At 42.9% G+C, this 24549-nt stretch carries 21 protein-coding genes and 1 riboswitch; of the genes, 4 read left to right on the top strand and 17 right to left on the bottom strand.

Going from position 1 to position 24549, the window contains the following annotated elements; genetic code table 11:
• Positions 1–50: 50 nt before the first annotated feature.
• From guaB to FTT88_RS05140, 4 genes are all read right to left on the bottom strand, one after another.
• On the bottom strand, positions 51–1517 hold the full coding sequence (guaB, locus tag FTT88_RS05155) for an IMP dehydrogenase (protein ID WP_078190562.1): 1467 nt from the start codon (positions 1515–1517) through the stop codon (positions 51–53).
• A gap of 220 nt (positions 1518–1737) precedes the next feature.
• Entirely contained in the window at positions 1738–2103 is a 366-nt protein-coding gene (locus tag FTT88_RS05150; RefSeq protein WP_168379406.1) for a YkgJ family cysteine cluster protein, read from the bottom strand.
• Positions 2104–2202: 99 nt separating this feature from the next.
• The gene (locus tag FTT88_RS05145; protein WP_078190564.1) at positions 2203–3000 is read right to left on the bottom strand and encodes an MBL fold metallo-hydrolase; all 798 of its coding nucleotides are present in this window, start codon (positions 2998–3000) and stop codon (positions 2203–2205) included.
• Positions 3001–3194: 194 nt separating this feature from the next.
• Positions 3195–3773 (bottom strand): TMEM165/GDT1 family protein, encoded by a 579-nt coding sequence (locus FTT88_RS05140; RefSeq protein WP_078190565.1) that lies wholly within the window; start codon positions 3771–3773, stop codon positions 3195–3197.
• A gap of 74 nt (positions 3774–3847) precedes the next feature.
• A riboswitch (yybP-ykoY riboswitch) is annotated at positions 3848–3990 on the bottom strand.
• A 58-nt stretch (positions 3991–4048) separates the two neighbouring features.
• On the opposite strand from FTT88_RS05140, the gene FTT88_RS05135 reads away from it, so the two are divergent.
• The gene (locus FTT88_RS05135; RefSeq protein ID WP_180054188.1) at positions 4049–4756 is read left to right on the top strand and encodes a methyltransferase type 11; all 708 of its coding nucleotides are present in this window, start codon (positions 4049–4051) and stop codon (positions 4754–4756) included.
• Between the two features lie 48 nt (positions 4757–4804).
• On the opposite strand, the gene FTT88_RS05130 is transcribed toward FTT88_RS05135, so the two are convergent.
• The 3 genes from FTT88_RS05130 to FTT88_RS05120 form a co-directional block, all read right to left on the bottom strand.
• Positions 4805–6787 carry a 2-oxo acid dehydrogenase subunit E2 gene (locus FTT88_RS05130; RefSeq protein WP_180173727.1) on the bottom strand — a complete coding sequence of 661 codons (1983 nt, stop codon included), beginning with the start codon at positions 6785–6787 and terminating at the stop codon, positions 4805–4807.
• A 2-nt stretch (positions 6788–6789) separates the two neighbouring features.
• The gene (aceE, locus tag FTT88_RS05125) at positions 6790–9492 is read right to left on the bottom strand and encodes a pyruvate dehydrogenase (acetyl-transferring), homodimeric type (protein ID WP_180173726.1); all 2703 of its coding nucleotides are present in this window, start codon (positions 9490–9492) and stop codon (positions 6790–6792) included.
• Positions 9493–9773: 281 nt separating this feature from the next.
• On the bottom strand, positions 9774–10469 hold the full coding sequence (locus FTT88_RS05120; RefSeq protein ID WP_078193213.1) for a M23 family metallopeptidase: 696 nt from the start codon (positions 10467–10469) through the stop codon (positions 9774–9776).
• A 106-nt stretch (positions 10470–10575) separates the two neighbouring features.
• Between FTT88_RS05120 and FTT88_RS05115 the strand changes: the two genes are divergently transcribed.
• A complete protein-coding gene (locus tag FTT88_RS05115) occupies positions 10576–11016 on the top strand; it encodes a DciA family protein (RefSeq protein ID WP_111884464.1) in 441 nt (146 codons plus the stop codon).
• A gap of 97 nt (positions 11017–11113) precedes the next feature.
• On the opposite strand, the gene lpxC is transcribed toward FTT88_RS05115, so the two are convergent.
• The 8 genes from lpxC to gshB form a co-directional block, all read right to left on the bottom strand.
• The gene (gene lpxC / locus FTT88_RS05110; protein WP_180063028.1) at positions 11114–12016 is read right to left on the bottom strand and encodes a UDP-3-O-acyl-N-acetylglucosamine deacetylase; all 903 of its coding nucleotides are present in this window, start codon (positions 12014–12016) and stop codon (positions 11114–11116) included.
• A gap of 125 nt (positions 12017–12141) precedes the next feature.
• Entirely contained in the window at positions 12142–13332 is a 1191-nt protein-coding gene (gene ftsZ, locus FTT88_RS05105) for a cell division protein FtsZ (RefSeq protein ID WP_168379400.1), read from the bottom strand.
• Positions 13333–13491: 159 nt separating this feature from the next.
• Positions 13492–14754, bottom strand: coding sequence for a cell division protein FtsA (gene ftsA / locus FTT88_RS05100; RefSeq protein WP_078190573.1), 1263 nt, complete (start codon positions 14752–14754; stop codon positions 13492–13494).
• Positions 14755–14822: 68 nt separating this feature from the next.
• Positions 14823–15677: a cell division protein FtsQ/DivIB gene (locus tag FTT88_RS05095; protein WP_180173725.1), complete on the bottom strand. Its 855-nt coding sequence runs from the start codon at positions 15675–15677 to the stop codon at positions 14823–14825.
• 2 nt (positions 15678–15679) lie between these two features.
• Positions 15680–16609 carry a D-alanine--D-alanine ligase gene (locus FTT88_RS05090; RefSeq protein ID WP_180008768.1) on the bottom strand — a complete coding sequence of 310 codons (930 nt, stop codon included), beginning with the start codon at positions 16607–16609 and terminating at the stop codon, positions 15680–15682.
• A 59-nt stretch (positions 16610–16668) separates the two neighbouring features.
• Positions 16669–18117 (bottom strand): UDP-N-acetylmuramate--L-alanine ligase, encoded by a 1449-nt coding sequence (gene murC, locus FTT88_RS05085; RefSeq protein WP_078190576.1) that lies wholly within the window; start codon positions 18115–18117, stop codon positions 16669–16671.
• 14 nt (positions 18118–18131) lie between these two features.
• Positions 18132–19229, bottom strand: a complete 1098-nt coding sequence (gene murG / locus FTT88_RS05080; RefSeq protein WP_180063030.1) for an undecaprenyldiphospho-muramoylpentapeptide beta-N-acetylglucosaminyltransferase — start codon at positions 19227–19229, stop codon at positions 18132–18134.
• A 303-nt stretch (positions 19230–19532) separates the two neighbouring features.
• On the bottom strand, positions 19533–20477 hold the full coding sequence (gshB, locus tag FTT88_RS05075; RefSeq protein WP_078190578.1) for a glutathione synthase: 945 nt from the start codon (positions 20475–20477) through the stop codon (positions 19533–19535).
• Positions 20478–20803: 326 nt separating this feature from the next.
• On the opposite strand from gshB, the gene FTT88_RS05070 reads away from it, so the two are divergent.
• Complete coding sequence (locus FTT88_RS05070; RefSeq protein ID WP_180025891.1) at positions 20804–21706, top strand: sensor domain-containing diguanylate cyclase; 903 nt, start codon at positions 20804–20806, stop codon at positions 21704–21706.
• A gap of 125 nt (positions 21707–21831) precedes the next feature.
• The gene (locus FTT88_RS05065) at positions 21832–22035 is read left to right on the top strand and encodes a DUF3565 domain-containing protein (protein WP_180113664.1); all 204 of its coding nucleotides are present in this window, start codon (positions 21832–21834) and stop codon (positions 22033–22035) included.
• A gap of 37 nt (positions 22036–22072) precedes the next feature.
• Here the strand turns inward: FTT88_RS05065 and FTT88_RS05060 are convergent, their stop codons facing one another.
• Together FTT88_RS05060 and FTT88_RS05055 are read right to left on the bottom strand one after the other, a co-directional pair.
• Positions 22073–23395, bottom strand: a complete 1323-nt coding sequence (locus FTT88_RS05060) for an ISNCY family transposase (protein ID WP_180173724.1) — start codon at positions 23393–23395, stop codon at positions 22073–22075.
• 737 nt (positions 23396–24132) lie between these two features.
• Positions 24133–24549, bottom strand: a 417-nt coding sequence (locus FTT88_RS05055; RefSeq protein WP_138742541.1) for a transposase, incomplete at its 5' end; no start/stop codon positions are given.

The following is a 24549-nucleotide window of genomic DNA, read 5'->3' as shown; positions in this document are numbered from 1 at the left end:
AAAAGGCCGTCATATTAATGACGGCCTTTTCGGCTAAAAGCTACTAAATATCAACCAACACGGTAGTTTGGTGCTTCTTTAGTAATAGTCACGTCATGTACGTGAGATTCAGACATACCTGCCGCAGTAATTTTGACAAACTGTGCATTTTTACGTAAGTCATCGATCACCGCAGAACCGGTATAACCCATAGATGAACGTAAACCACCCATCATTTGATGAACGATGTTACCCATTGGGCCTTTGTACGGTACGCGACCTTCAATACCTTCTGGTACAAGTTTTTCAGCACCGGCTTTTGAGTCTTGGAAATAACGGTCAGCAGAACCTGTTGCACCTGCCATCGCACCCAATGAACCCATACCACGATAAGCTTTGTAGTAACGACCTTGGAAGAATTCAACTTCGCCTGGTGCTTCTTCAGTACCCGCCATCAATGAACCTACCATGATGGTACTCGCACCTGCACCAATCGCTTTTGCCATATCACCAGAGAAACGGATACCACCGTCTGCGATCAATGGAATTTGGTCTTTCAGTGCATTGGCAACGCTGTCAATCGCAGAGATTTGCGGCATACCAATACCAGCCACAATACGTGTAGTACAGATTGAACCTGGGCCAATACCCACTTTCACTGCATCTGCGCCAGCATCTAATAATGCAAGAGCTGCATCACCAGTCGCGATGTTACCGCCAATCACTTGAACTTGTGGATAGTTGGCTTTAACCCAACGTACACGTTCAATTACACCTGCAGAGTGACCATGTGCAGTATCAACAACAATCGCATCAACACCCGCTTCTACCAATGCTTCTACACGGCTTGGTGTTTCTGCACCTGTACCAACTGCAGCACCAACGCGTAAACGACCTAAGTCATCTTTGCAGCTGTTTGGATAGTTTTCAGCTTTACGGAAATCAGTAACCGTGATTAAACCTTTCAGTTCGTTGTTGTCATTTACAACAAGGACTTTTTCAATACGGTGTTTTTGAAGTAATGCTTGGATATTTTCTTTTGATTCGTTTTCACGAACAGTCACCAAACGATCATGACCTGTCATGATGTTACTAACAGGTTGCTCAAGATTGGTTTCAAAACGAGTGTCACGACCAGTAACAATACCCACCACTTGACCGTCTTTCACCACTGGTACACCGCTGATGTTATTTGCTTGAGTTAAAGCAATCAGCTCACGTACAGTCGTTTCTGGTGTAACGGTAATTGGGTCTTTCACCATACCTGCTTCAAATTTTTTCACGCGGCGAACTTCTGCAGCTTGTGCAGCAATATCCATGTTTTTATGCAGGATACCGATACCACCGTTTTGCGCCATTGCAATCGCCATACGTGATTCAGTCACAGTATCCATCGCAGCAGAAACAAGTGGAATATTCAAATTGATGCCACGTGTGAAACGTGTCTTAAGAGAGACATCTTTTGGGAGAACAGTAGAATAGGCAGGGAGTAATAAGACATCATCAAAGGTTAGGGCTTCTTGAACGATGGTCAACATAACAGTCTCGCTGGTAATTTCCGTGAGCCATTATATACAAATTTCCGTTCAATTTTCATTTTAATTGCGGCAATTCTTTACGGAGTTTTCAATATTTACCATCGAATATGCTGTTTTCAGCAAGAATACTCTGAGGGTTAGTCAGCATCCAGTGCAATACAGGCAGAATCCGAAGACTCTACCTCTTAGATTTCAATAAATTTATTCTGGAAATAAAGCCTTAACTGACTTGATCGAAATCTTCGTCATTTTCAGCGTCATGCAGTGGAATACTGATCAATGGAATCATTTGATGCGCGATGCGTGCTTTATTACATTGCTCATCAGCTATCTGCACACTTTTACATGTGGAACTCCGAGCCTCGTACACCCTACAACTCACTGCTTGCCCAATTTTCCCACCCAAAGCGATACAACGAGACTGTGTTTGATTGGTGCCCGCCATACATGAATACACGGCATTAACCGGCTCAGTATAATGTTCGGGCATATTCAGCCCTTCTGCCCAATAAAAAGAAACGCGATAGTGGGCACAACATGCTCCACAGGTTAAACATGCATCCTGAGTCGGTATTTGAGACAACATTTTTATCTATTCTCGTCATCTAAAAGCTTATTTTATGGACGAAAAATACTAAAAAATGTTATCTGCAAACTCAATTATTTTTTCTGAATTTTCAAGTCATTATACTGGGCAAGTAAAGACTGTTTCATCCATTAAATCGACACCACACTGCAAGGTTTCGATCCAATCTAAGAATTGGTTGATCTGTTCTTTACCAATAAATGGCGTGCCGTGCTGCGGTACGATCATTTCCACATCCATCGTCCGTACCATGTTGACCCACAGACGGATCACTTTGTTCGAACACATGTAGCGCTGATGGAAGCCTTTCATTTTAGGAATATGAGCGGCAAAATTTTCTAAAGGTTTAGAGGCATCATCCACCATAGATGCGCCCATATCCCCTGAGAATAAAATTTTGGCAATCGGGTCATAAAATTGGAAGTTACCAACCGAATGTAGGAAATGTGCAGGAACAGCCACCAAATGACTATTGCCTAATGGAATCACCTGACCATGATCTGGCAGTTCGATCAGACGATCCAACCAGTTGCCTTTCATCCGGTCACTCATAAATGCAGAGTTTAAATGCGGTAAGAAACGCGCCCACAGCTTAGATGCCACCACTTTGGCGTCAGTATAAACCAACCAACGCGGCATCGAGGTAATAATGTCTGGGTCCTGATGCGAGGCCATCACATAGTCAAGATTGGTCAAACGGGTATATTTATTCAGTTCCATAGTCAGTGGGACATAGGTCAAGTCACCACCCGGATCGAGCACCGCTGCGCGCTCATTATCCAAAATCAGGAACTGGTTCGCCTGTACGCCCTCGCCTTTTACCAAGCTGGTAAAGCTAATACATTTATGCTTTCCATCATCATAAAGTACCTGTGATGTTGTGCGTTCGAAAGCCATTCCCATTCCCCAAATTTTTTATCAAAAAAAATATATTCTATAGGTTAATAACATATATTTATTTAGGGAAACTTACAATAAATATTCAGTCAATATTATCTGAAATATCAGTGAATTGGGTCTCATTTATTGGCAAAGAATCCTGAGTTTTTAACTCAGGATTTCATGTATTTTTAATATGGTGAGATCATTATTTAAAATAAATAGTGTTGTGCCAACGCAGCCAAACCAATCACCAAGAATACTAGGGCGCCAATTTTATGAATCAGTGAAATCGGTAGTTTTTCTGCTAGTTTGTTCCCAATAAATACCGCAGGCGCATTAACCAACATGATGCCTAGTGTCGTCCCCAAAGTCACCCAGCCAATACTGTCAAAGCGTGCTGCCAGTGCAACTGTAGCAATTTGGGTTTTATCTCCAATTTCAGCCAAGAAGAACAAAACGAAAGTGGCGCCGAAAACCCCATATTTTTGCCACTTATTGATACTTTCAGATTCATCATCCAATTGATCGGGGATCAACATCCACACCGCCATAGCAATAAAGCCCAGAGAAACGATCCACAATAAAACGGTTGGGCTTAAAACGGTGGTAATCCATTGACCCAGCACAGCAGAAACCCCGTGGTTGACCACAGTCGCGAGGAAAATTGCAATTAAGATCGGAACGGGTTTACGAAAACGTGCAGCAAGCAGTAAGGCAAGTAATTGTGTTTTATCACCCATTTCTGACAGGGCAACAACAGCAAGGGAAATGAAGAAAGCGGTTAACATGGTGCATTTCTCTGGCTAGCAATAACATATACCGATGACTTATCCCTCCTGCTAGCCAATGTGCAGAGTGATAAATCAAAGGTCTTGCCAACAAAAGAAAGCTACGAAGAGCTCATTTGGTTCTTTGCTATGATGACCATGCTCGTTTTAGAGCAAATATGTTGACCATCACCTTTTTACTTTGCGTAAAAAGCGGCTACTCCCCAATGAAGTAATGCTATTCTAGCGAGGAATGCATGTTTTCGCAATTTTAATTTTCGATGACTCAATTTGATATGCAAAACAATAATCAAAAATTTCAAGAATTTATTCAACACTATATGCATGTGCAGGATGTATTAATCATTGCAGGTGGTCCATCTCAGCTCAATTTCGACTTAACCACCATTCAGCCCTCAAAAAAACTGCTGATCATTTGCTGTAATCAAAGTTTTCTTCAACTTCCTCAGGCTCAAATTGCTCATCATTCAGACTATGCATGGTGGTTACAGTATCAGCCCATGCTCAAAGCCTGCTTTCAAGGTGACATCATTAGCGGATGTGGTTTAGGTCACAACCGGCCATATCCTGAACATGAAGTGATTAACTTCAAAACCGTGCGCATCGATACGCAAGCGGAGTTATTTCATTCACCGTACTTTGTTTATGGTAATAATTGCGGCCTTCAAGCCTATTCACTCGCACATCTCTTTCAACCGCATCGTATTTGGCTGATGGGCTATGACTTTCAACACCAACAAGGTCAAACACATGCTTATCAGCATCAACATGTGCAAGAACTGGAGCATTATGAAAAGTTTTGGGGCTTATTTTTAAAAGACTTCCAACGCTTTGAACATTTAAGGCACAAGCTTTGGCCGACGGCGCACCCGCATCGTACGCTTCCACTCACCTACAACCTCAACGCAAACTCGGCATTAAAGCTGTACCCTTCACCCATTGAACTTCCTGATTGGCTTTGTCAGTCCACCACCACGCCATAAAAAAACCCTGCCAAAGCAGGGTTCATTTTGAAACTTAAACAGGTCAGATTAGATCAATAAAGTTCGGATATCTTTGAGCAGCTTCGTCAGTTTATTGGCAAAACGTGCAGCGTCCGCTCCATTAATCACACGGTGATCGTATGACAATGACAGCGGCAACATCAAACGTGGATCAAAGCTTTCACCATTCCATACTGGCTGCATGGTTGCAGGTGAAATACCCAAAATCGCCACCTGTGGCCAGTTGACCAACGGTGTAAATGCCGTGCCACCAATTGAACCCAAACTGGTAATGGTAAAATTCGCACCTTGTAGATCTTTTGGCGATAGTTTTTTGTCACGTGCTTTTTGACTCAGCTCACCCAGCTCAATTGCAATCTGCTTAATCGATTTTTGATCTGGATTACGCAGTACAGGCACGGTCAAACCATCAGGCGTGGCAACGGCAATCCCCATATGGATTTCATTGCGTAGCAATACTGACTTGCCATCATCAGACAAATGACCTGCAAATTCACGCTCTTCTTTCAACAAATAAGCCACTGCTTTGATGATGAAAGCCATAATGGTTAAGCCAATACCTTCTTTCTTAAAGTTAGCTTTTAAATCATTACGCCAAGCTTCAAGATCGGTAATATCCGCAGCATCGAATTGCGTCACTTGCGGGATAAAATTGTTTAAAGACAATTGCGGAATCGACACTTGTTGTAAACGTGTCAAAACTTTCTCTTCCACACCACCAAAAGCATCAAAGCTTGGCAATTTCGGCAAGCCTGAAACCTGTGCCACAGCTTGAGCTGCAGGTGCAACTTGCGGAGTGGTCAAACGGGTTTTCACATAAGCGAATAAATCTTCTTTCATTAAACGCTCATGCGGGCCCGATGCTTTGACTTCTGCTAAAACCACACCCAATTCACGTGCAAGCTTACGAACGGCAGGTCCTGCATACACTTTAGCATTCGCCGCATTTTGCTCTTTGGTGAGCTTATCTGCGCCTTGTGGTTGCGGTGCTGCTTCAACTTTGCTTTCAGCTTTTGGAGCAACTGTCGCAGGCTGTGCTACAGTTGGAGTAGGTTTCGCTGCTGGCGCGGGTGCTGCAACAGCTTGACCTTCAGCTTCAATCGTCACTAAAGCGACGCCTTCAGAGACACTTTGCCCTAACTGGACATGAATCGCGGTGATTTTACCAGCGGTAGAGCTTGGCACTTCTACCGTTGCTTTGTCTGATTCCACCACGATGATGCTTTGGTCTTTTTCAACCACATCACCCACAGCGACTAAAATTTCAGCCACTGCTGCTTTATCAACACCTAAGTCAGGCACTGCAATATCAACAGGTCCAGACGCCGCAGCCGTAGACGGCGCTGGTGTTGCTTCTGCAACAACAGGTGCAGCAACAGGCTGTGCAGTTTCTTGCACAGCAGCCGATTCAACCGCAGCAGATGAAGCCGCCGTTTTCACCGTTAAAATCACTACACCTTCTTTCACTACATCGCCAGCACTGATTGTGATCGATTCAACACGGCCTGATACAGTACTTGGGACTTCGACTGTCGCTTTGTCTGATTCCACCACGATAATACTTTGATCGACATCAATCTCATCACCAACAGAGACCAAAATCTCACTTACCGTAGCTTTTTCTACGCCAATATCAGGAACTTGCACATCGATGCTTTGCGACTGAGGAGCATTGGCTGCAACAGATGCTGCTGCAGTTTGTTCTGCTTCCACAACCGGAGTTGGTTCTGCTGCTTCGTCTTCACTTGCATTTTGTACTGGCTCAGCTGTAGCAGTACTTTGACCTTCTGCTTCCAACTCGATCAGCACAGCACCTTCAGCAACACTGTCACCCAGATTAACTGCAATGCTTTTCACCACGCCTGCCGAAGTGCTTGGTACTTCAACAGAGGCTTTATCAGACTCTAACAACACAATGCTGTCATCGACGCTAATGCTGTCGCCGACTTTCACTAAAATCTCAGCGACCGTTGCTTTATCTACACCAATATCAGGAGTCGTAATTTGCATGATTAGTTCTCCTCTTTGTAGTCAGCCACAGCATGCAGTTCCGGCGTTTCCTGCGGAGCCCATGCCACTGGACGGTCAGTATCTAGTTCAAAGCTTGAGATAGCATCTTTGACTAAACGCACATCAACTTCGCCTTCATCCGCGAGTTTTTTCAATGTTGCTACCACAATATGTGCGGCATCGACACCAAAGTAGCTACGTAAGTTGCCACGTGTATCTGAACGACCATAACCATCTGTACCTAATGCAACGAACGGACGATTGTCTGGAAGATAAGCACGGATTTGTTCGCTATAAGCACGCATGTGATCGGTTGCCGATACCACAATACCGTCTTTTTCACGAAGTAATTGAGAGATCCAAGCTTCTTTCGTATCTTCAGCCAATGGATGTAGGCGGTTGTATTCTTCACACGCCATACCATCACGAGCTAATTCGTTAAAGCTAGTGACGCTCCACACGTTTGAATGAATTTGATATTCATCACGAAGGATTTTCGCCGCTTTAATCACTTCACGCAGAATCACACCTGAACCCATCAACTGAACCGTTGCTTTCTCATCTTCTTCGAAGAGATACATACCACGTTTAATGCCTTCTTCAGCACCTTCAGGAATAGCAGGGTGTTCGTAGTTTTCATTCATTACTGTTAAGTAATAGAACACGCGCTCTTGGTTCACGTACATGCGTTTTAAACCATCATGTACGATCACTGCCAACTCATAACCAAAACATGGGTCATAAGAAATACAGTTTGGAATCGTATTTGCCAAGATATGTGAATGACCATCTTGGTGCTGTAAACCTTCACCGTTCAGTGTTGTACGACCCGCAGTTGCACCGAGCAAGAAGCCTTGCGCCTGCGCATCACCTGCAGCCCATGCAATATCGCCAATACGCTGGAAACCGAACATCGAGTAGTACATATACATCGGAATCATTGGCAAGTTATTGGTTGAATAACTGGTTCCTAACGCAGCCCAAGCACTCATCGCACCCGCTTCGTTAATCCCTTCTTGTAACATGTGACCATCTTTAGCTTCACGGTAATGCATCAACTGTTCTTGGTCTTCAGGGGTATATTTTTGACCATGCGCAGCATAGATCCCCAACTGACGGAACATACCTTCCAAACCGAAAGTACGCGCTTCATCTGGCACAATTGGTACGACACGATCTTTAATGGCTTTTTCTTTCAATAATGATGAAATCAAACGTACCATCAACATGGTCGTCGATTGCTCTTTACCGCCACTGCCTTTCAGTACCGCATCAAACACAGACAATTCAGGAATCGCCAGCTGTTCACTTTCTTTACGACGTGCAGGTAAATAACCACCCAATGCCTCACGACGCGCCTTCATGTATTTCAATTCAGGCGAGTTTTCACTCGGACGATAGAATGGCACTTCTTCAAGCTGTTCATCGGTAAATGGCAAGTTGAAACGGTTACGCACGTATTTCAACGACTCAAGCTGCATTTTCTTGATTTGATGCGTCTTGTTGACTGCTTCAATCTCTTCCGACAAACCATAACCTTTGACTGTTTTTGCCAAGATAACTGTTGGCTGACCTGTTTCCTTCATCGCTTCGGCATAAGCCGCATACACTTTGAATGGGTCATGACCACCACGGTTCAGGTTATCAATATCTTCATCGCTTAAGTTGCGAACCAACTCTTCAGCTTCAGGATATTTACCAAAGAAATGCGCACGCGTATACGCACCGCCTTTCACTTGGTAGCGCTGGAAGTCACCATCAACTGCTTCTTCCATCACAGCTTTTAAGGCACCTGTATCATCTTTTGCCAGTAGCGGATCCCAATGACGACCCCATACCACTTTAATCACACGCCAGCCTGCACCACGGAACAATGATTCAAGTTCTTGAATAATTTTACCGTTACCACGAACTGGGCCATCTAGACGCTGTAAGTTACAGTTCACGACCCAAATCAGGTTGTCTAGCTTTTCACGGCCTGCAAGTGAAATGGCACCTGTACTTTCAGGCTCATCCATCTCACCATCACCGAGGTAAGCCCAAACTTTACGGTTTTCTTCTTTGATCAGGCCACGGTTCATCAAGTACTTTTGAATGTGTGCTTGATAGATCGACATGATCGGGCCTAGACCCATCGATACGGTTGGGAACTGCCAATAATCTGGCATCAAGTACGGATGTGGGTATGAAGGTAAACCTTTACCGCCAACTTCACGACGGAAATTATTTAAATGTTCTTCAGTCAAACGACCTTCTAAGAACGAACGTGCATAGATACCTGGCGCACAGTGACCTTGATAATAGATCATGTCACCGCCAAAGCTGTCGCTATTGGCACGGAAGAAGTGGTTAAAACCCACGTCATATAAAGTGGCAGATGATGCAAAACTTGCCAAGTGACCACCTAAATCGTCACCTGTTTTATTGGCACGCAGTACCATCGCTAAGGCATTCCAGCGGATCAGCGCACGAATACGGCGCTCCATATCCGAATCACCCGGCATAGGCGGTTGTTCTTCAACTGAAATGGTATTTAAGTAAGGAGTATTTAGTCGCTGAATGGGAACGTGCTTAGCAATCGCTTGTTGATAGAGTTTTTCAAGCAAAAATGCAGCGCGGTCAGTTCCCATGTGCTGTAAAACTGAATCAAATGCGTCCTGCCATTCTTGGGTTTCTTGCGCATCTGTATCGCCATAAAACGCCATACTTCACCTATCCTATGTGCTAAATATATGGCTCTATTAGTACCATATTTTGGCTAGGCTCAGTTATCGCCACAGATGAATACGAAATAGCTCTATTATTTATTTACTAAATACTTATTGATTAACAATTACACAAATTTACATTTTTGGGTCAATTTTCGCCATATTTCATACAGACAATATTTTTTAGAATGATAATTTTATAGTTATTAGCGATAAATAAAAAAGCCATTGTCTGTAGAGGTTCAGACAATGGCTTCGTATACAGATGTTGTATGCGCTTATGGCAACATCGCTAAATACGTCGATGGGTTTTTGCGTTGACCATCTTTCACTACTTCGTAATGCAAATGTGGGCCAGTACAACGACCAGTACAACCAACGTTAGCAATATGCTCACCCGCAGCAACACGGTCGCCTACACGTGCAATTAAGCGTGATGCATGTGCATAACGTGTCAGGTAACCATTACCATGGTTGATTTCAACATATTGACCATAACCTGTGCCCCAACCTGACTTTGTTACAATGCCTGGACCCGTTGCATAAATAGGTGTGCCACTAGCCGCAGAAAGATCTAAACCTGAATGATTTTCTGCACGGCCACCCATGGTACGACCACCATAGTTTGAACTTACACGCTTCATGTCTGGAAGTGGGTGGGCAATTAACCATGAATATGGATTATTTGAACTTGCTGAATAGTTTTTAGAGGAATTGCTTGAACCGTATTTTTTTGCGATTGTCGCATTGTTGAGCTCAATTGATTTTTCACGAATTTTAACATTCAACTTAGTTTCTGCTGGAATATCAATATCATTGCTTTCAGAGTAAGCACCTTGAGACAAAGTGCGAGTTAACTGTTCAATACGATCTGATGATGAATCTGCTTGATTTAATTCAACTAAATCTGCAAAAGCGACTGAAGCGGCCGAAGCAGCCAATGAAAACGCCAATAAAATACGTCGTAAATGCATAAAAAACCTCTATAAACTGTTCTCTTTTGTTCCTTGTGTGATTTCGTCCTTGATATCAGCCAAAAGGAGCGCATAAGATTAAGACATAAACATGTAGGAAATATGTATGTCAGAACCTGTCAACGTCTTTCAACCAACAAGAAAACACATAAAAACAGGAAACTTTTCGTTTCTCTCAACGCAAGTTGCTGCATGGCAGAAGCTTACGAAAATTGTCCAACCGCTATTGCCCCAACCGGATCAATGGCAAGTCGTTTGTTATATAAATGGTGTACTTATATTAACTGGAGAAAATCAGGCACTGATAAGTCAGTTGGCCTATTTACAAAAGCAATATATTGCACAGTTATCACAAATATACGAATTCAAGGATTTGCACAAGATTCAAGTCCGTCTGAGAACTCCGTCTCCAACACCCCATTCCCCTGAAAAAATTTCAAGAACCCTCAGTACAGAAACTCAGGATTTACTCCGTAATGCTGCTGACTTTGTGAGCGACCCTAAGCTTAGCCAAGCAATGCTGCGTTTGGCAAGCAATAAAAAGTAACCACCCAGTTATAACAGACAAATTTGAATGCTCAGAATGTGACGGACTTAACACTTACAAATGATACAATATAACATCACCATTATAAGACAATGACTTATGTCACATTCACATAACTAATTGGGCAATCATTAATGTCATCAAATGTTACAATTTCATAGCTATCTGGATCACTTTTGACATTGCGTAATAACTGATTATTTAATGCATGACCTGACTTATAGGCATCATATTTCGCAATAATTTGATGACCGAGCAAGTATAAATCACCCACAGCATCTAATATTTTGTGACGAACAAACTCATCCGAGAAGCGTAAGCCCTCTTCATTGACCACACCATTGTCATCTACACCAATGGCATTTTCGAGACTCGCCCCTAAAGCCAAATTATTAGCTTTTAGGTAGTCCAAATCTTTCATAAAGCCAAAAGTCCGCGCTTCACTAACTTCATAGACAAATGTTTCGGTTGAAAAGTCGATTGTTGCCGACTGAAATTCTTTCTTAAATGCAGGATGGTCAAAATCAATCGTAAAATTTAATTGGAAACCGTCATGGGGTTGGAAGGCAGCACGTTTATCATCGATCAGTGCTTCGACAGGTTTGCGTATTTTTATGAATTTTTTAGGTGCATTTTGTTCTTGTAGTTCACCTTGCATAAGCAAATAAATGAACGGGCCGGCACTCCCATCCATAATTGGCACTTCAGATGCCGACACTTCCACAATCAGGTTATCAATCCCTAAACCAGCAATCGCACTCATAATGTGCTCAATTGTGCCCACCTTGGCGTTTTCTTGCACCAAGTTAGAACACATGAATGCTTCTTGAATCAGCATAGCATCAGCTGGAATATCAATCGGTGGATTTAAGTCGATACGACGAAACACAATGCCCCCATCGGCATGATGTGGCACAAAGTTAATCATCACTTTTTGCCCACTATGCAGTCCGATGCCACTCGCTTTCACGATGCGTTTCAGGGTACGTTGTTTCAACATGTGTCTTCTATCATCAGTTCACAAAACCGCTATACGTTAGCATATTTAGCCATTGATAAAAAACAAAAAGGTAGCTGATCAGCTACCTTTTGTAATCAATAGACACTTAAGTCATTGAATTTGTTTTATTTACGTTGCTGATTTTTCAAGTAGTCTTGAATACTCATTGGCGTAGGGCGTGAATTCGATGCTGACGCCGCCGCAGCCGCCGGAGCAGCTGCTTCATTGTGCTGACGTTGAATCGCTGGTACATCATCTTCATCTACAGGTGCTTGTGCAGAAGCGACTGTACGCGTTGCTTGTGCGACAGGGCGTTTCACTGGCTCAGCAGAATCGGCAGAATTACGAGTTAAACCCGTTGCGATCACCGTTACACTAATTTCATCACGTGCATCTGGATCAAATACCGTACCGTAGAACACTTGACCTTCATCAAGATCCACAATTTGGTTCACCACATCAGTGATTTCTTCAATTTCACCGAAAGTTACGTCATCGCCACCTGTAACGTTAATCAAAATGCCTTTTGCATTCATGATGGTCACGTTATCTAACAACGGGCTACGGATCGCTTGCTCAGCGGCTTGACGCGCACGGTTTTCACCACGACCAGAACCTGCACCCATCATTGCGTAACCACGTGTACTCATGGCAGTTTTCAAATCGGCGAAGTCAAGGTTGATATGACCCGGACGCACGACAAGATCAAAGATACTACGTACCGCATTTAACAATACATCGTCTGCCTTTTTATAAGCATCTTTCATTGAAATATCGCGGAATACTTTAAGTAGACGTTGGTTCGGAATAATAATCAGAGAATCAACATGTTGCTCAAGTGCTTCAATACCTTTCTCAGCAGATTGCTGACGACGTTTACCTTCAAAGTTAAACGGAGTCGTCACCACACCTACAGTTAAGATACCCATTTCTTTGGCAATTTCAGCAACAACTGGCGCAGCACCGGTACCTGTACCACCACCCATACCTGCAGTCACGAACACCATGTCCGTACCTTCAAGGTGTTGGCGAATCAACTCACGGCTTTCTTCAGCAGCAGTTTGACCCACTTGTGGATTTGCACCTGCACCCAAACCACGGGTACTTTGCTCACCCAGTTGGATTTTAAATTGTGCATTCATGCGATCGAGTGCTTGTTTGTCTGTATTGGCACAAACAAATTTCACACCCTCGATATCTGATTCCAACATGTGTTGCACAGCGTTACCGCCAGCACCACCTACACCGAATACTGTGAAACGGGCTTGACCGTTGCTGTCGCTTTGATCATCTTCTAAAAATTCAAATGAGGCCATGCCTAAAAAATTCCTAATCCATAATTGGCAGACACTTCAGCCCGTATACTGCCTTGATCTTAATAAAAATTGTTTTTTAGAATGCTGTCCAAGTTCCAGCTTGTCAAGTACAAGCAATAATCCGTACAACTTCCCAACAATATTCCCAAATATTTCAACTTAAAAGATCGACTTCAAGGTGTCATTGAAGCCCGACCATGCCCGTTTTACCCGATTCAATACTGAAAGTTTTTCCGTATCTTCTGGCTCAACGATCGTATCTTGTGTTTCGCTTTGACTGAAAATTAACAGACCTGCGGCAGTCGCGTATTGTGAACGACGTAAAGCGGCTTGCTGTTGATCATCGGCATATACTTGCATAGGTGGATTACCTAAGTGTGCAGAGACACCTAAAATCCGACGTGCAAATGTCACCATCCCTTCAATTTGGCAGGCATCACCTGTGAGTACAACACCATGGTATAAACCATGAATCGCACCATGATCGACCAATTCATTACGCACTTGATTAAAGATTTCTTCATAGCGCGCAATAATAATTTCGGTCAGTTCAATTCGGCTAATGGTTTGTGGACCATCAATCCCTTGGAACTGAATCATACTTTCAGGTTTAACCACTTTCAGGTCAACACAACCATACAACAGCTTAATGCGTTCAGCTTCTTCTGTTGTGGTTTGCAATACAGCAGCAATATCACGTGTTACATGCTCGCCGCCACGTTGCAAGGTGTGTGTCATCGCCAAGCGACCATCTAAATACACCGCGATATTGGTCGTACCTGCACCAATATCAACCAAGCACACACCATATTCTTTTTCATCTTTAAGCAAACTGGCTTCAGCTGTTGCTAATGATGAAATGACCATGCGTTCAACACCAATATTGGCGCCTTTTAATGCACGATCCAAATTCTGCATGGTGCTGATGGGCAACATCATCAAATGATAATGCCCTGTCATACTCCGTGCTGACATGCGAATCGGGTTTAATACCCACTCAGGTTCATCATCTAGTTCAAAACCTAAAGGTACAGCACTCACCAAATAGTGGTCAGACGTTAAATGACTGGCTTTGGCCAGTTCTAATGCACGCACCACTTCATTGGTGGTAATCGCATGGTCATTATTTTCAATTGGAGTGCGACCAGAGGCATAAAAACTTTTTAGTTCAGCACTTGGAATGGAAATCCACGCAGAATGTACACGACATTCCGCCATATCTTCCGCTTCCTGCACTGCATTTTTAATTGCGGTAACAACTTTATCGAGACTGACAATTTTCCCTTTATTCATGCCGCGGTTACGAGCGGTCGCCATCCCTACCACTTGGATATTGTCTGGCGCGTGTACCTTACCAATCAAAACTGAAACTTTGTGTGTCCCAATGTCAATCGCAACAACCGAGGGAACAGCTTCATTCATTATTTACTACTACCATTCACATGTTTGTTTAATTTATGGCTTAAAGCCTCTACTTATAAAGCCGATCATTATGGCTTTACCGGCGCTGCATTCGCAATGCCTATGTCATCACTGGTTACAACAAACTGACCATTTACCGACTTTGCTGGCACAGAGTTTTTCCATTGAATCGCTAAACCATTTCGGTAGCGCAAATCGATGGCAGAAATTCGTGGCCAAACAGGTTTTAAGTCACTGTGTGCGAGATAACTTAAACGCTGCAACTTACTCATGGTCTGATCCTGATCGACAATCACACGTAAGCCTGAATCAAACTGCATAAACCAAGTCATTCGTTCTGTTAAATATAATTCTTTTAAACGAATGCCAACAGGTATAAATAATTGATTAATTTCATTATAGCGACGCATCATCATTTTGGACTGACTCGTCGGCCCATGCAATAACGGCAAATTCTGATGATTGGTCGGAGTTAATTCGGCAAATACATCACCACTGTCGCTTAACAGTCGCCCAGTTCCCCATCGTGCAATCGCTTGACGCGGCATCACCCGTACACGAATTGCATTTGGCCAAGCACGCGATACCACCACGCGATCGACCCAAGAGATTTCTAAAGTACGGTCACGAATGACACGTAAATCAGAGGTAAAATAATTTTGAGTCATCATCGGTGAAACGTATGACATCACTTGTTGTTTTTCTTGGGCGCTCCGCACACCCACCACATCAAGTTCAGCCACACGTGCATCCGTCATGACTTTATATAGCCCCCAAATTCCGGCAATCAAGACCATACATGCAATAAACAACAACAGCCATCCACCCACATTGGTAAGCTTTTCCTTACGTGTCGGTGGTTTGTCATGTATCGATGTCGTTGCTGCACGTTTACGGCGCATAGACGCAGGAAGTTGAGCCATAATTAGTGTGCCGCACCTGTCAGGGTTTGTTCCAAAATTGCAACACAAAGATCTTCAAAACTATAACCTACAGCATTAGCAGCTTTTGGTACTAGAGAATGACTGGTCATACCCGGAACAGTATTTACCTCAAGTAACCAGAAGTTTCCTTCGGCATCCTGCATCGCGTCAATACGACCCCAACCACTCGCACCTACCGCTTGGAAAGCGCGTAAAGATAAAGCTTGTAGACGCTTTTCTTCATCTTCAGTCAAGCCACATGGAATACCATATTGCACATCGTTACGGTTATATTTCGCTTCGTAATCGTAAAAAGCCACATCTGCAGGCGGTTCTAAACGAATCACAGGTAATGCCTGACCATTTAAAATCACAATGGTAAATTCACGTCCGGTAATCCATTTTTCAGCCATCACAACTGCATCATGCTGGGTCGCTTTTGCAATTGCGGTTGCAAAGTCTTCAATTTTTTCAACTTTGCTCATACCAATGCTTGAGCCTTCATGCACCGGCTTAATGATAAATGGCAAACCAATTGAATCTACAATTTCTTGTAAATCTGAATCTTTGCTGACAATACGATAAGGTGCTGTCGGTAGTTCTGAACCTTGCCAAACTTGTTTAGTTTTGACTTTATCCATACCAATCGCTGAGCCTTGAACGCCCGTTCCAGTGTACGGAATGTTTAACCATTCCAAAGTACCCTGAATTTGACCATCTTCACCACCACGGCCATGAAGTACGATAAATGCACGGTCATAAGCCACCAACTCAGTCACACTGCGTTGCTGCGGATCAAATGCTTCGGCATTTACACCCGAACGCACCAATGCTTCAAGTACAGCTTTACCACTATCGAGAGAAACCTCACGTTCGGCAGATTTCCCACCTAATAACACGGCAACTTTGCCGAATTTTGAAGCATTTGACACGTTTATATCCTTAAACTTTTATCTACGGTCTAAACAAACTTTGGATCACCCAGCGGTGATCATTTTACATAGAGATTGTTTTGAGCAAGTTCGATTGAGATTGCTCCAACATTACCTGCGCCCTGTGTTAATAACAAGTCATTTGCTTGTAACACTTTTTTCATTACTGCTTGTAAGTTGCCTTCTACTGGATCGATGAGAATCGGCTCAACCTCACCACGGAGACGAATGCTTCGAGCCAACGCACGACTATCCGCACCGACAATTGGTTTTTCACCTGCAGGATAAACTTCTAATAACAACAGTTGATCGACTTGAGACAAGACATCGACGAAGTCATCAAAACAGTCACGCGTACGGCTAAAACGATGTGGCTGGAACATCATCACCAAACGACGATCTGGATGACTTGCACGTGCTGCTTTAATGGTCGCTTCCACTTCTTTTGGATGGTGACCATAGTCATCGACCAATTTCACCAAGCCATCTTCAACTTCAAATTCGCCTTGGACTTGGAAACGACGACCTACGCCACTGAAGCTTTCTAAGGCACGTGCAATCGCAGCATCAGAAACGCCTTCATCCGTTGCAATACCAATCGCTGCCAAGGCATTTAAGATGTTATGAAGACCCGGCAAGTTAATGGTTAAACGTAACGGCTCACGGTCTTTACGCAAAACTGTAAAGTGTGATTGCATGCCTTCTTGAGCCACATCAACGGCACGAATGTCGTTGTCTTCATTGAAACCATACGTCACGACAGGACGACCAATACGCGGCATAATTTCACGGATGTTGGCATCATCACCACACATCACAGCTAAACCGTAAAATGGAAGGCGCTGTAAGAATTGTACGAAGGTATCTTTCAATACATCGAAGCTACCGCCATAGGTATCCATATGGTCCGCGTCGATATTAGTGACAATCGTTGCCATCGGCTGTAAATGCAGGAATGACGCATCTGACTCGTCCGCTTCTGCCACGATATAACGACTTGCACCCAATGCAGCATTCACACCAGTACGATTTAACAAACCACCAATGACATAAGTTGGGTCCAGATTTTCTTCTGCCAACATGCAGGTCACCAGACTGGTTGTCGTGGTTTTACCATGCGTCCCCGCAACGGCAATACCATGACGGTAACGCATTAATTCACCCAACATTTCTGCACGACGCACGACAGGTGTACGGGTTTCAATCGCCGCTTTCACTTCTGGGTTTTCAGAATCAATAGCTGTTGATACCACGATTACATTGGCGCCTTGAATATTTTCAGCAGCATGACCGATGAAAACTTGAATGCCGTTTTCTTCAAGCTGAGCCGTGGTTTTCGACGCTTTAATATCTGAACCTGAAACTTTATAGCCTTGGTTTTTCAATACTTCGGCAATACCGCACATGCCCGCACCACCAATCCCAATAAAATGGATGTGTTTAATACGGCGCATTTCTGGCACTTTAATGAGCTTTTTCGCTTGATCGGCAGGCGTTGATGGAGACATAGATTACTCGAATTTTACAAATCTTGAATTAAACCAACCACGTGCTGTGTCGCATCGGGTTGTGCCTGTTGTCGAGCCTTAACCGCCATTTCCATAAGTCGTTGGCGATTCATCAGCGGCTTCAACAACGCTGTTAAACTTTCTGCGGTCATGTCCGCTTGTGGGCAAATTTTTGCAGCATTGATATTGGCCAAGAATCCGGCATTTGCAGTTTGATGGTCATCCACTGCACTTGGCAGAGGAACAAACACGGCTGCTACACCCGCTGTCGCAATTTCAGTGACGGTTAGCGCACCAGCACGGCAGATAATCAAATCCGCTGCAGAATAGGCTGCTGCCATATCTTCAATAAACGGCTGAACTTCAACTTGCATATGTTCAGGTGCATTTGCATAACGAGCCAATGTGCTTTCAGCATTATTTTGACCACACTGGTGATATACACTCAGGGGCTGTTCTAATTGCTGTAAGGCAGCTGGCACACATTCATTTAAAGCACGCGCACCGAGTGAACCACCCACAATTAAAATACGTAATGGCAACCCAGCTTTTTCACGCTCTTGGTAACGCCATGACGGATTTAAAATTTCTGTAATTTCCTTCCGTACAGGATTGCCTGTGGTCACGATTTTATCTTGAGCTGGAAAAGTATTTGGAAATGCCTGACACACCGTTTTCGCCACACGCGATAATTGCGTATTGGTAAAACCAGCCACAGCATTTTGTTCATGAATAATCACAGGAATACCGAGTGCGCGTGCAGCAAGACCACCAGGCCCAGCCACATACCCCCCAAAGCCTGCAACTGCATCGACTTTGAGTTGTTTCATATAACGCATGGCACTCAAAGTAGCTTTGAGAATTTTAAACGGTGCCATCAGCTTACGCACGACTCCATTGCCGCGTACGCCTTGGATATCAATTTGATAAATTGGAATATTATGATTTTTAAGCAGGCGATTTTCCATGCCTGTTGGCGTTGCGAGCCAAGAAACTTCACAGCCTTGTTGTTGCAACTCTTTGGCAACAGCGAGCGCTGGAAAGACGTGACCACCGGTTCCGGCAGCCATCATCATGACATGTTTCGGCTTTACTTGCGTTACTTCGGTCACTGTCTAATTCTTCAATTCTAAAAAGAGGCTAATGATATTCGATTTTAAGCAAACAATTGTAATCACAAACGCATGACCGTGAAAGGTAATTTACTTTTTTTCAACAGGCGTATGATTGTTTTTTTCTACTATTTTAAAAGTTTAAACTAGTTTTATTATTAATCTATGAGAATTGAAAAAAAATCAGACAATTTTTCACTTTAATTGCATTCACTTACAGTTTTTTTGCTTTTTTAGCTCCCCTCCCCTTAGCGCAGGACAAAAAAAGAGCCCGTGAAGGACTCTTTTAAATCTAGTGCAAAATTAAGCTTTTAAACCTGCCTCAAGGACATCAAATAAATCATCGGCAATCGAGGTGCCAAATTGCGCATCAATTTCACGTACGCAGGTTGGACTGGTGACATTAATTTCAGTCACGTAATTACCAATCACATCCAGACCAACAAACACTAACCCTTTTTCACGAAGGAATGGCCCAACTTTGGCTGCAATGGCTTTATCATTTTCGGTCAATGGACGCGCCTCGCCCAAACCACCTGCCGCCAAGTTGCCACGCACTTCGCCATTTTGCGGAATACGCGCCAAACAATACGGTACGGGTTCGCCATTGATCATCAAGATGCGCTTGTCGCCATCCACAATTTCTGGGATGTAACGCTGCGCCATAATCGGCTGTGTGCCGTTATTGGTCAGGATTTCAATGGTTGAACCAATATTAACGCCATCTTGGTATAAACGGAAAATGCCCATACCGCCCATGCCGTCTAATGGCTTCACAATCACATCGCCGTGTTCTTGCAAAAATTCACGAATCAGGCTTTGCTGCGAGGTCACTAAGGTCGGTACTTGAAGTTCAGGGAATTGCGTCGCAAACAATTTTTCATTGCAGTCACGTAGGCTTTGTGGCTTGTTAATAATCCATGCGCCTTCGCGTTCAGCCTGTTCCAAAATATAGGTGGTGTAGACAAAGTTCATATCAAACGGCGGATCTTTACGCATCAAAACCACGTCATAAGCTGCAATTGATTCTTTTTGTTTTTCGCCGAGTTCGTAATAGTGGTTGTAATCTTCAAAAACTTTTAGCGGAGAAATCAAACCAAAGGCTTTGCCTTGATCGATATATAAATCTTGCTGTAATGCATAGCCTAGCTCATGTCCACGACGTGCTGCTGCCCACAGCATGGCCATTGAGGTATCTTTTTTTAGGTTTACATTTTCGATGGGATCCATCACAACAAGTACACGCATTATTCAGTGCTCTGTTCATTATTAATTTATGAATGAGTATAGCCGAGATTTTTCTTTTGTTTATTCTGATTTTGCATGTGTATGTATGGATTCGTGTGATGCAGGCGATAATTCAAAACATTTCTATCATCGGCTTTATCTTAATAATGGAAATAAGCCATGAAAGCATTATGGCGTTAGGCCTGTGTAAATCGACGCCAAGCAATTGAGACAGATATTCATCACATCTACATCTCGCCCATCATTATTTTTGGTGAAAAAACACGTGCTTTTTATTTTTTTAGCTATTGTGTTAATTATTGTAAATAAAGAAATAGAATTAATTAATGATCAACATTGAGCAGATGGCTATCATTCTTGATGCTTTGCCAGACCCTGCTTTTGTCATATCGCGTAGTAGAAAATACGTTGCGGTTTTTGGTGGGCGCGATAATCGCTATTACCACGATGGTTCCGGTCTTGTTGGTACCTATATTTCAGATGTGATCAAGCCAGATAAAGCCAACTTGTTTATGCAACTGATCGACCAAGCTCTAGCGTCAGGAAATCTACTCATCGAAGAGTACGAATTGAGCAATAGGGATGTAAAAGGTCTGCCCGATTATGGTCCTGAAGAGCCCATTTGGTTTGAGGTGCGCATCCAAGCCCTCAGTTTTTCAGTAGATGAAGAAGACGTTGTGCTTTGGGTCGCAAGTAATATTTCAGCGCGTCACAACTTGGAAATTAAGCTGAAGGAACTCAGCCATACGGATCAGTTAACCGGTCTTTTCAATCGAAGAAAATTAGAGCATGACTTAGCATTACATTATGAGTCATACCTACGACATTCCATACAGACCTCGATTTTGATGTTCGATCTTGATAACCTCAAAAAAATCAACGACAGCAAAGGTCATCATGTCGGTGATGAGGCAATCCGAGCAGTCGCAGATATTCTTCGTTTAACGCTGCGCAAGACTGATTGCGCCTGCCGCTTAGGTGGAGATGAGTTTGTGGTCGCATTACCCAACACGGGCTGTGAACAAGCCATTCAATTTGCCAAACGGATTCATGAACATTCCAGAAAAGAATTAAGTCGGTTTTCAATAGATAACGCCCATGTCACCGTGAGCATAGGAGTAACAACCATCATGCCTGAAGATTGTACCTACGAAGATACAATTAAGCGTGCTGATCTAGCGCTGTATAAAGCCAAACATGGCGGGAAAAATAGAATTGTCGCGGCGTAAGCGTGCGGCAGAAATAAACCAAATTTCACAGTCTATTTAGCAATTTGATATTCAAGCCGTTGTGATTGCTCAGCATGAGCTCTCTCCCCTTTTCAACATAAGTTCAGTTTAGATAGGTGTCCGATATGCAGCAAGCCATTGTTGATTTTGCCTTGGATGATGAAAATCATTGGTATGCTATTTTAGCTTGTGGCCATACACAGCATGTCCGGCATGATCCGCCTTGGCAAAACCGTCCTTGGGTTATCACTGAGCAAGGACGGAACGAAAAGTTAGGGGTAATGTTGGAATGTAAGAAGTGTGATGAAGAGATGTTATTCACCAATTAAAATGTCTATGCGATAAACCATTTAAAATGTCCTGTTTTTAACCACAAGAGTCAAGCACAGGATTTAAGTTTCTTTGTTCAACAACAGCTTTCTGAGCTTTACGACTTGGCATACTTTTCTTGGCCCGGGAACGTTTATTCTGTTTTTCTAGTTCTTCATGCTGCTGTTGAATATGCGCCAGGACTGAACCTAACCGTTTATTCTCAACAATCTCTCGCTGATTCAGCTGACTTAATTTATCGAAGAGGCTGTAATTGATCTTTCGGCTATTATGCATGATGGCTACAGTACCATCCGGGTATTCCAGGAACTCAAGATACTTACCGATCAACCTCTGATTTTCTTCGGTGTTTTCCAAGAGATATACGCATTTATCATAAGTAATCGTCAGGCTATTCGTGACTCTGCGGGGTTCACGCCAAGTAAAAATATCATCTAACTCTTCGGCTGTTTCAGTGATAGGCCGATGTAGATTCTTAGGATTAAAAGCCATCTTGGCGAACTTCTGATTGAACTGCTCAATGAAGCAGGGTAGCCAGGCATTCGCTTGCTCAATCGAACAGATGCCTTTCAGGCGCATCTCCTTGATCAGACGGTCCTGAAGGGTTCTGTTGGCCCGTTCTACACGGCCTTTGGCCTGCGGTGAATTGGCGAAGATGATATCGATATTCAGGGTGCTGAGTACACGTCCAAACTGGGTAATCTTGGTGTCTTTCTTGCTGCTTTGATTCACTCTAAAGACTGAATGTTTGTCGCTGTAAAACGCTAAAGGCTTACCGTGCTGTTCGACATATAAACGTGTTGAAATCATATAGTCAAAAGTTGATTCTGACTCACAGAAGCGTAAATGCTGTAATTTGCCTGTGGCATCATCGATAAATACCAGCAGACAGCATTTAGGGGCTCGACCTTCAAACCAGTCATGGTGTGAGCCATCGATTTGGATCAGTTCACCATAACAGTCCCGGTTATAACGAGGCTGATACGGGCGTTTCAGACGCTTGGCGCGAGGAATCCATAAATCGGCTGCAATCATCCAGGAACGCAGTGTTTCCACTGAAATATCAAAGCCATGAACGGTGGTGAGCTTTTCATGCGCTAAAGTGGGTCCGAAACCATGCAGTTGATCAGAAACAATATTGAGGCACTTGAGTCTGAGCTCTTCAGGAAGCCTGGAATTGCTGATTTGACCACGACCGGCATGGGCTAATGCAGCTGGGCCTTGAGCTTTGTATTTTTGCAATAAACGTCTGATCTGACGCTCTGAAATATGAAGTAGCTGAGCAGCTTGGGACTGGGTTATGCGTTGATCACAGATTTCCTGCAAGACCGACAATCGTTTAAGTTCTTTATCCGACATAGACACCAACATATCAAACCGTCCGCTAAGAAAATTGCAAAAGTGCATATTCTAAAAGCGGACATTTTTACTTTGGAGAAACCGGACATTTCTACTTTGGGCTTACAAGTGTACTTCGTATAATCGCCATTATGTTAAATAGATTAAAATTGAGTCATTTATCTGAAAGGATTTTTAAGATATTCCTTTAATATAGAAATAATTAATAGTGTACTAATCAAAACTAGAACTGCTATAAGAATCCAAAACATACAAACCACAAATATTAAACATTAATAACACAATAATAATAATATTTTTCTGAGAATTAAGTAATTGATATTTAGATTATTTTACAAGTTCAGGTTTTTGTTAAGTTTTAATGGCTTTGTTGCATAAATATGTAAGCATCTGATTTAAATAAATTTAATTTTAGATCAAAAAATAATCAAAACTTTTAAAATCATATAGTTATGAAATCTTTGTGCAACAAAGCCATTCTTAATTGATGGAGATTTCACTTCACCTGGTAACAATATAAGCGTGTTATTTATTTTTTGGGATTTAGATGAGTTCCTTCTTCACTACTTTATTTTGGACTACTTATTTTGGCTTAGTTTTCTGTTGATTTGTTATTTATATCTCAAAAAGAGAAAAAATCGAGTCTAATCTATCTTGTAGCGTTCCTAAAATTAACATAATACACCTTATGCGAAATCAAAAAAGGGAGCTGTAAGCCACTGCTGTCCCACAATTTTTCACAAGAGGAAGCTCATTTGAGCTTCCTCTTGTTTTATGGGTATTTTATCGGGTGAAAATAAAGCTTTTAAAGTTCTTCTTTCAAACAAATTCACTTGAATTATTCTGAGTAAACGTTGAACTGTCCAACCTGTTTTTCCTAAATGTTGAGCGAAACTCACCAATAAATAGGCGATCATCGCAATCCAGATTTGTGTCTGAATTGCGTTCCTGCTGCGACCTAGAAACGCTTTTAATTTGAGATTCTGCTTAATCGCCTTAAAGAACAGCTCAACTTTCCAACGATCTTTATAAATCGCCGCAATGGTGGAGGCGGCTAAATGAAAGTTATTGCTGAGAAAGCTAAAGTGCTTGCCACTTTGCTGATCTCTATATTCAATTCTTCTTAACACTGGGGCTTTTCTTTTTAGGGCATG

The sequence above is a fragment of the Acinetobacter sp. YH01024 genome, from assembly GCF_013420195.1.
Classification (GTDB): Bacteria; Pseudomonadota; Gammaproteobacteria; order Pseudomonadales; family Moraxellaceae; genus Acinetobacter; species Acinetobacter amyesii.
Note: the sequence above shows the minus strand (reverse complement) of the source record. Positions and strands in the feature narration are given on the sequence as shown.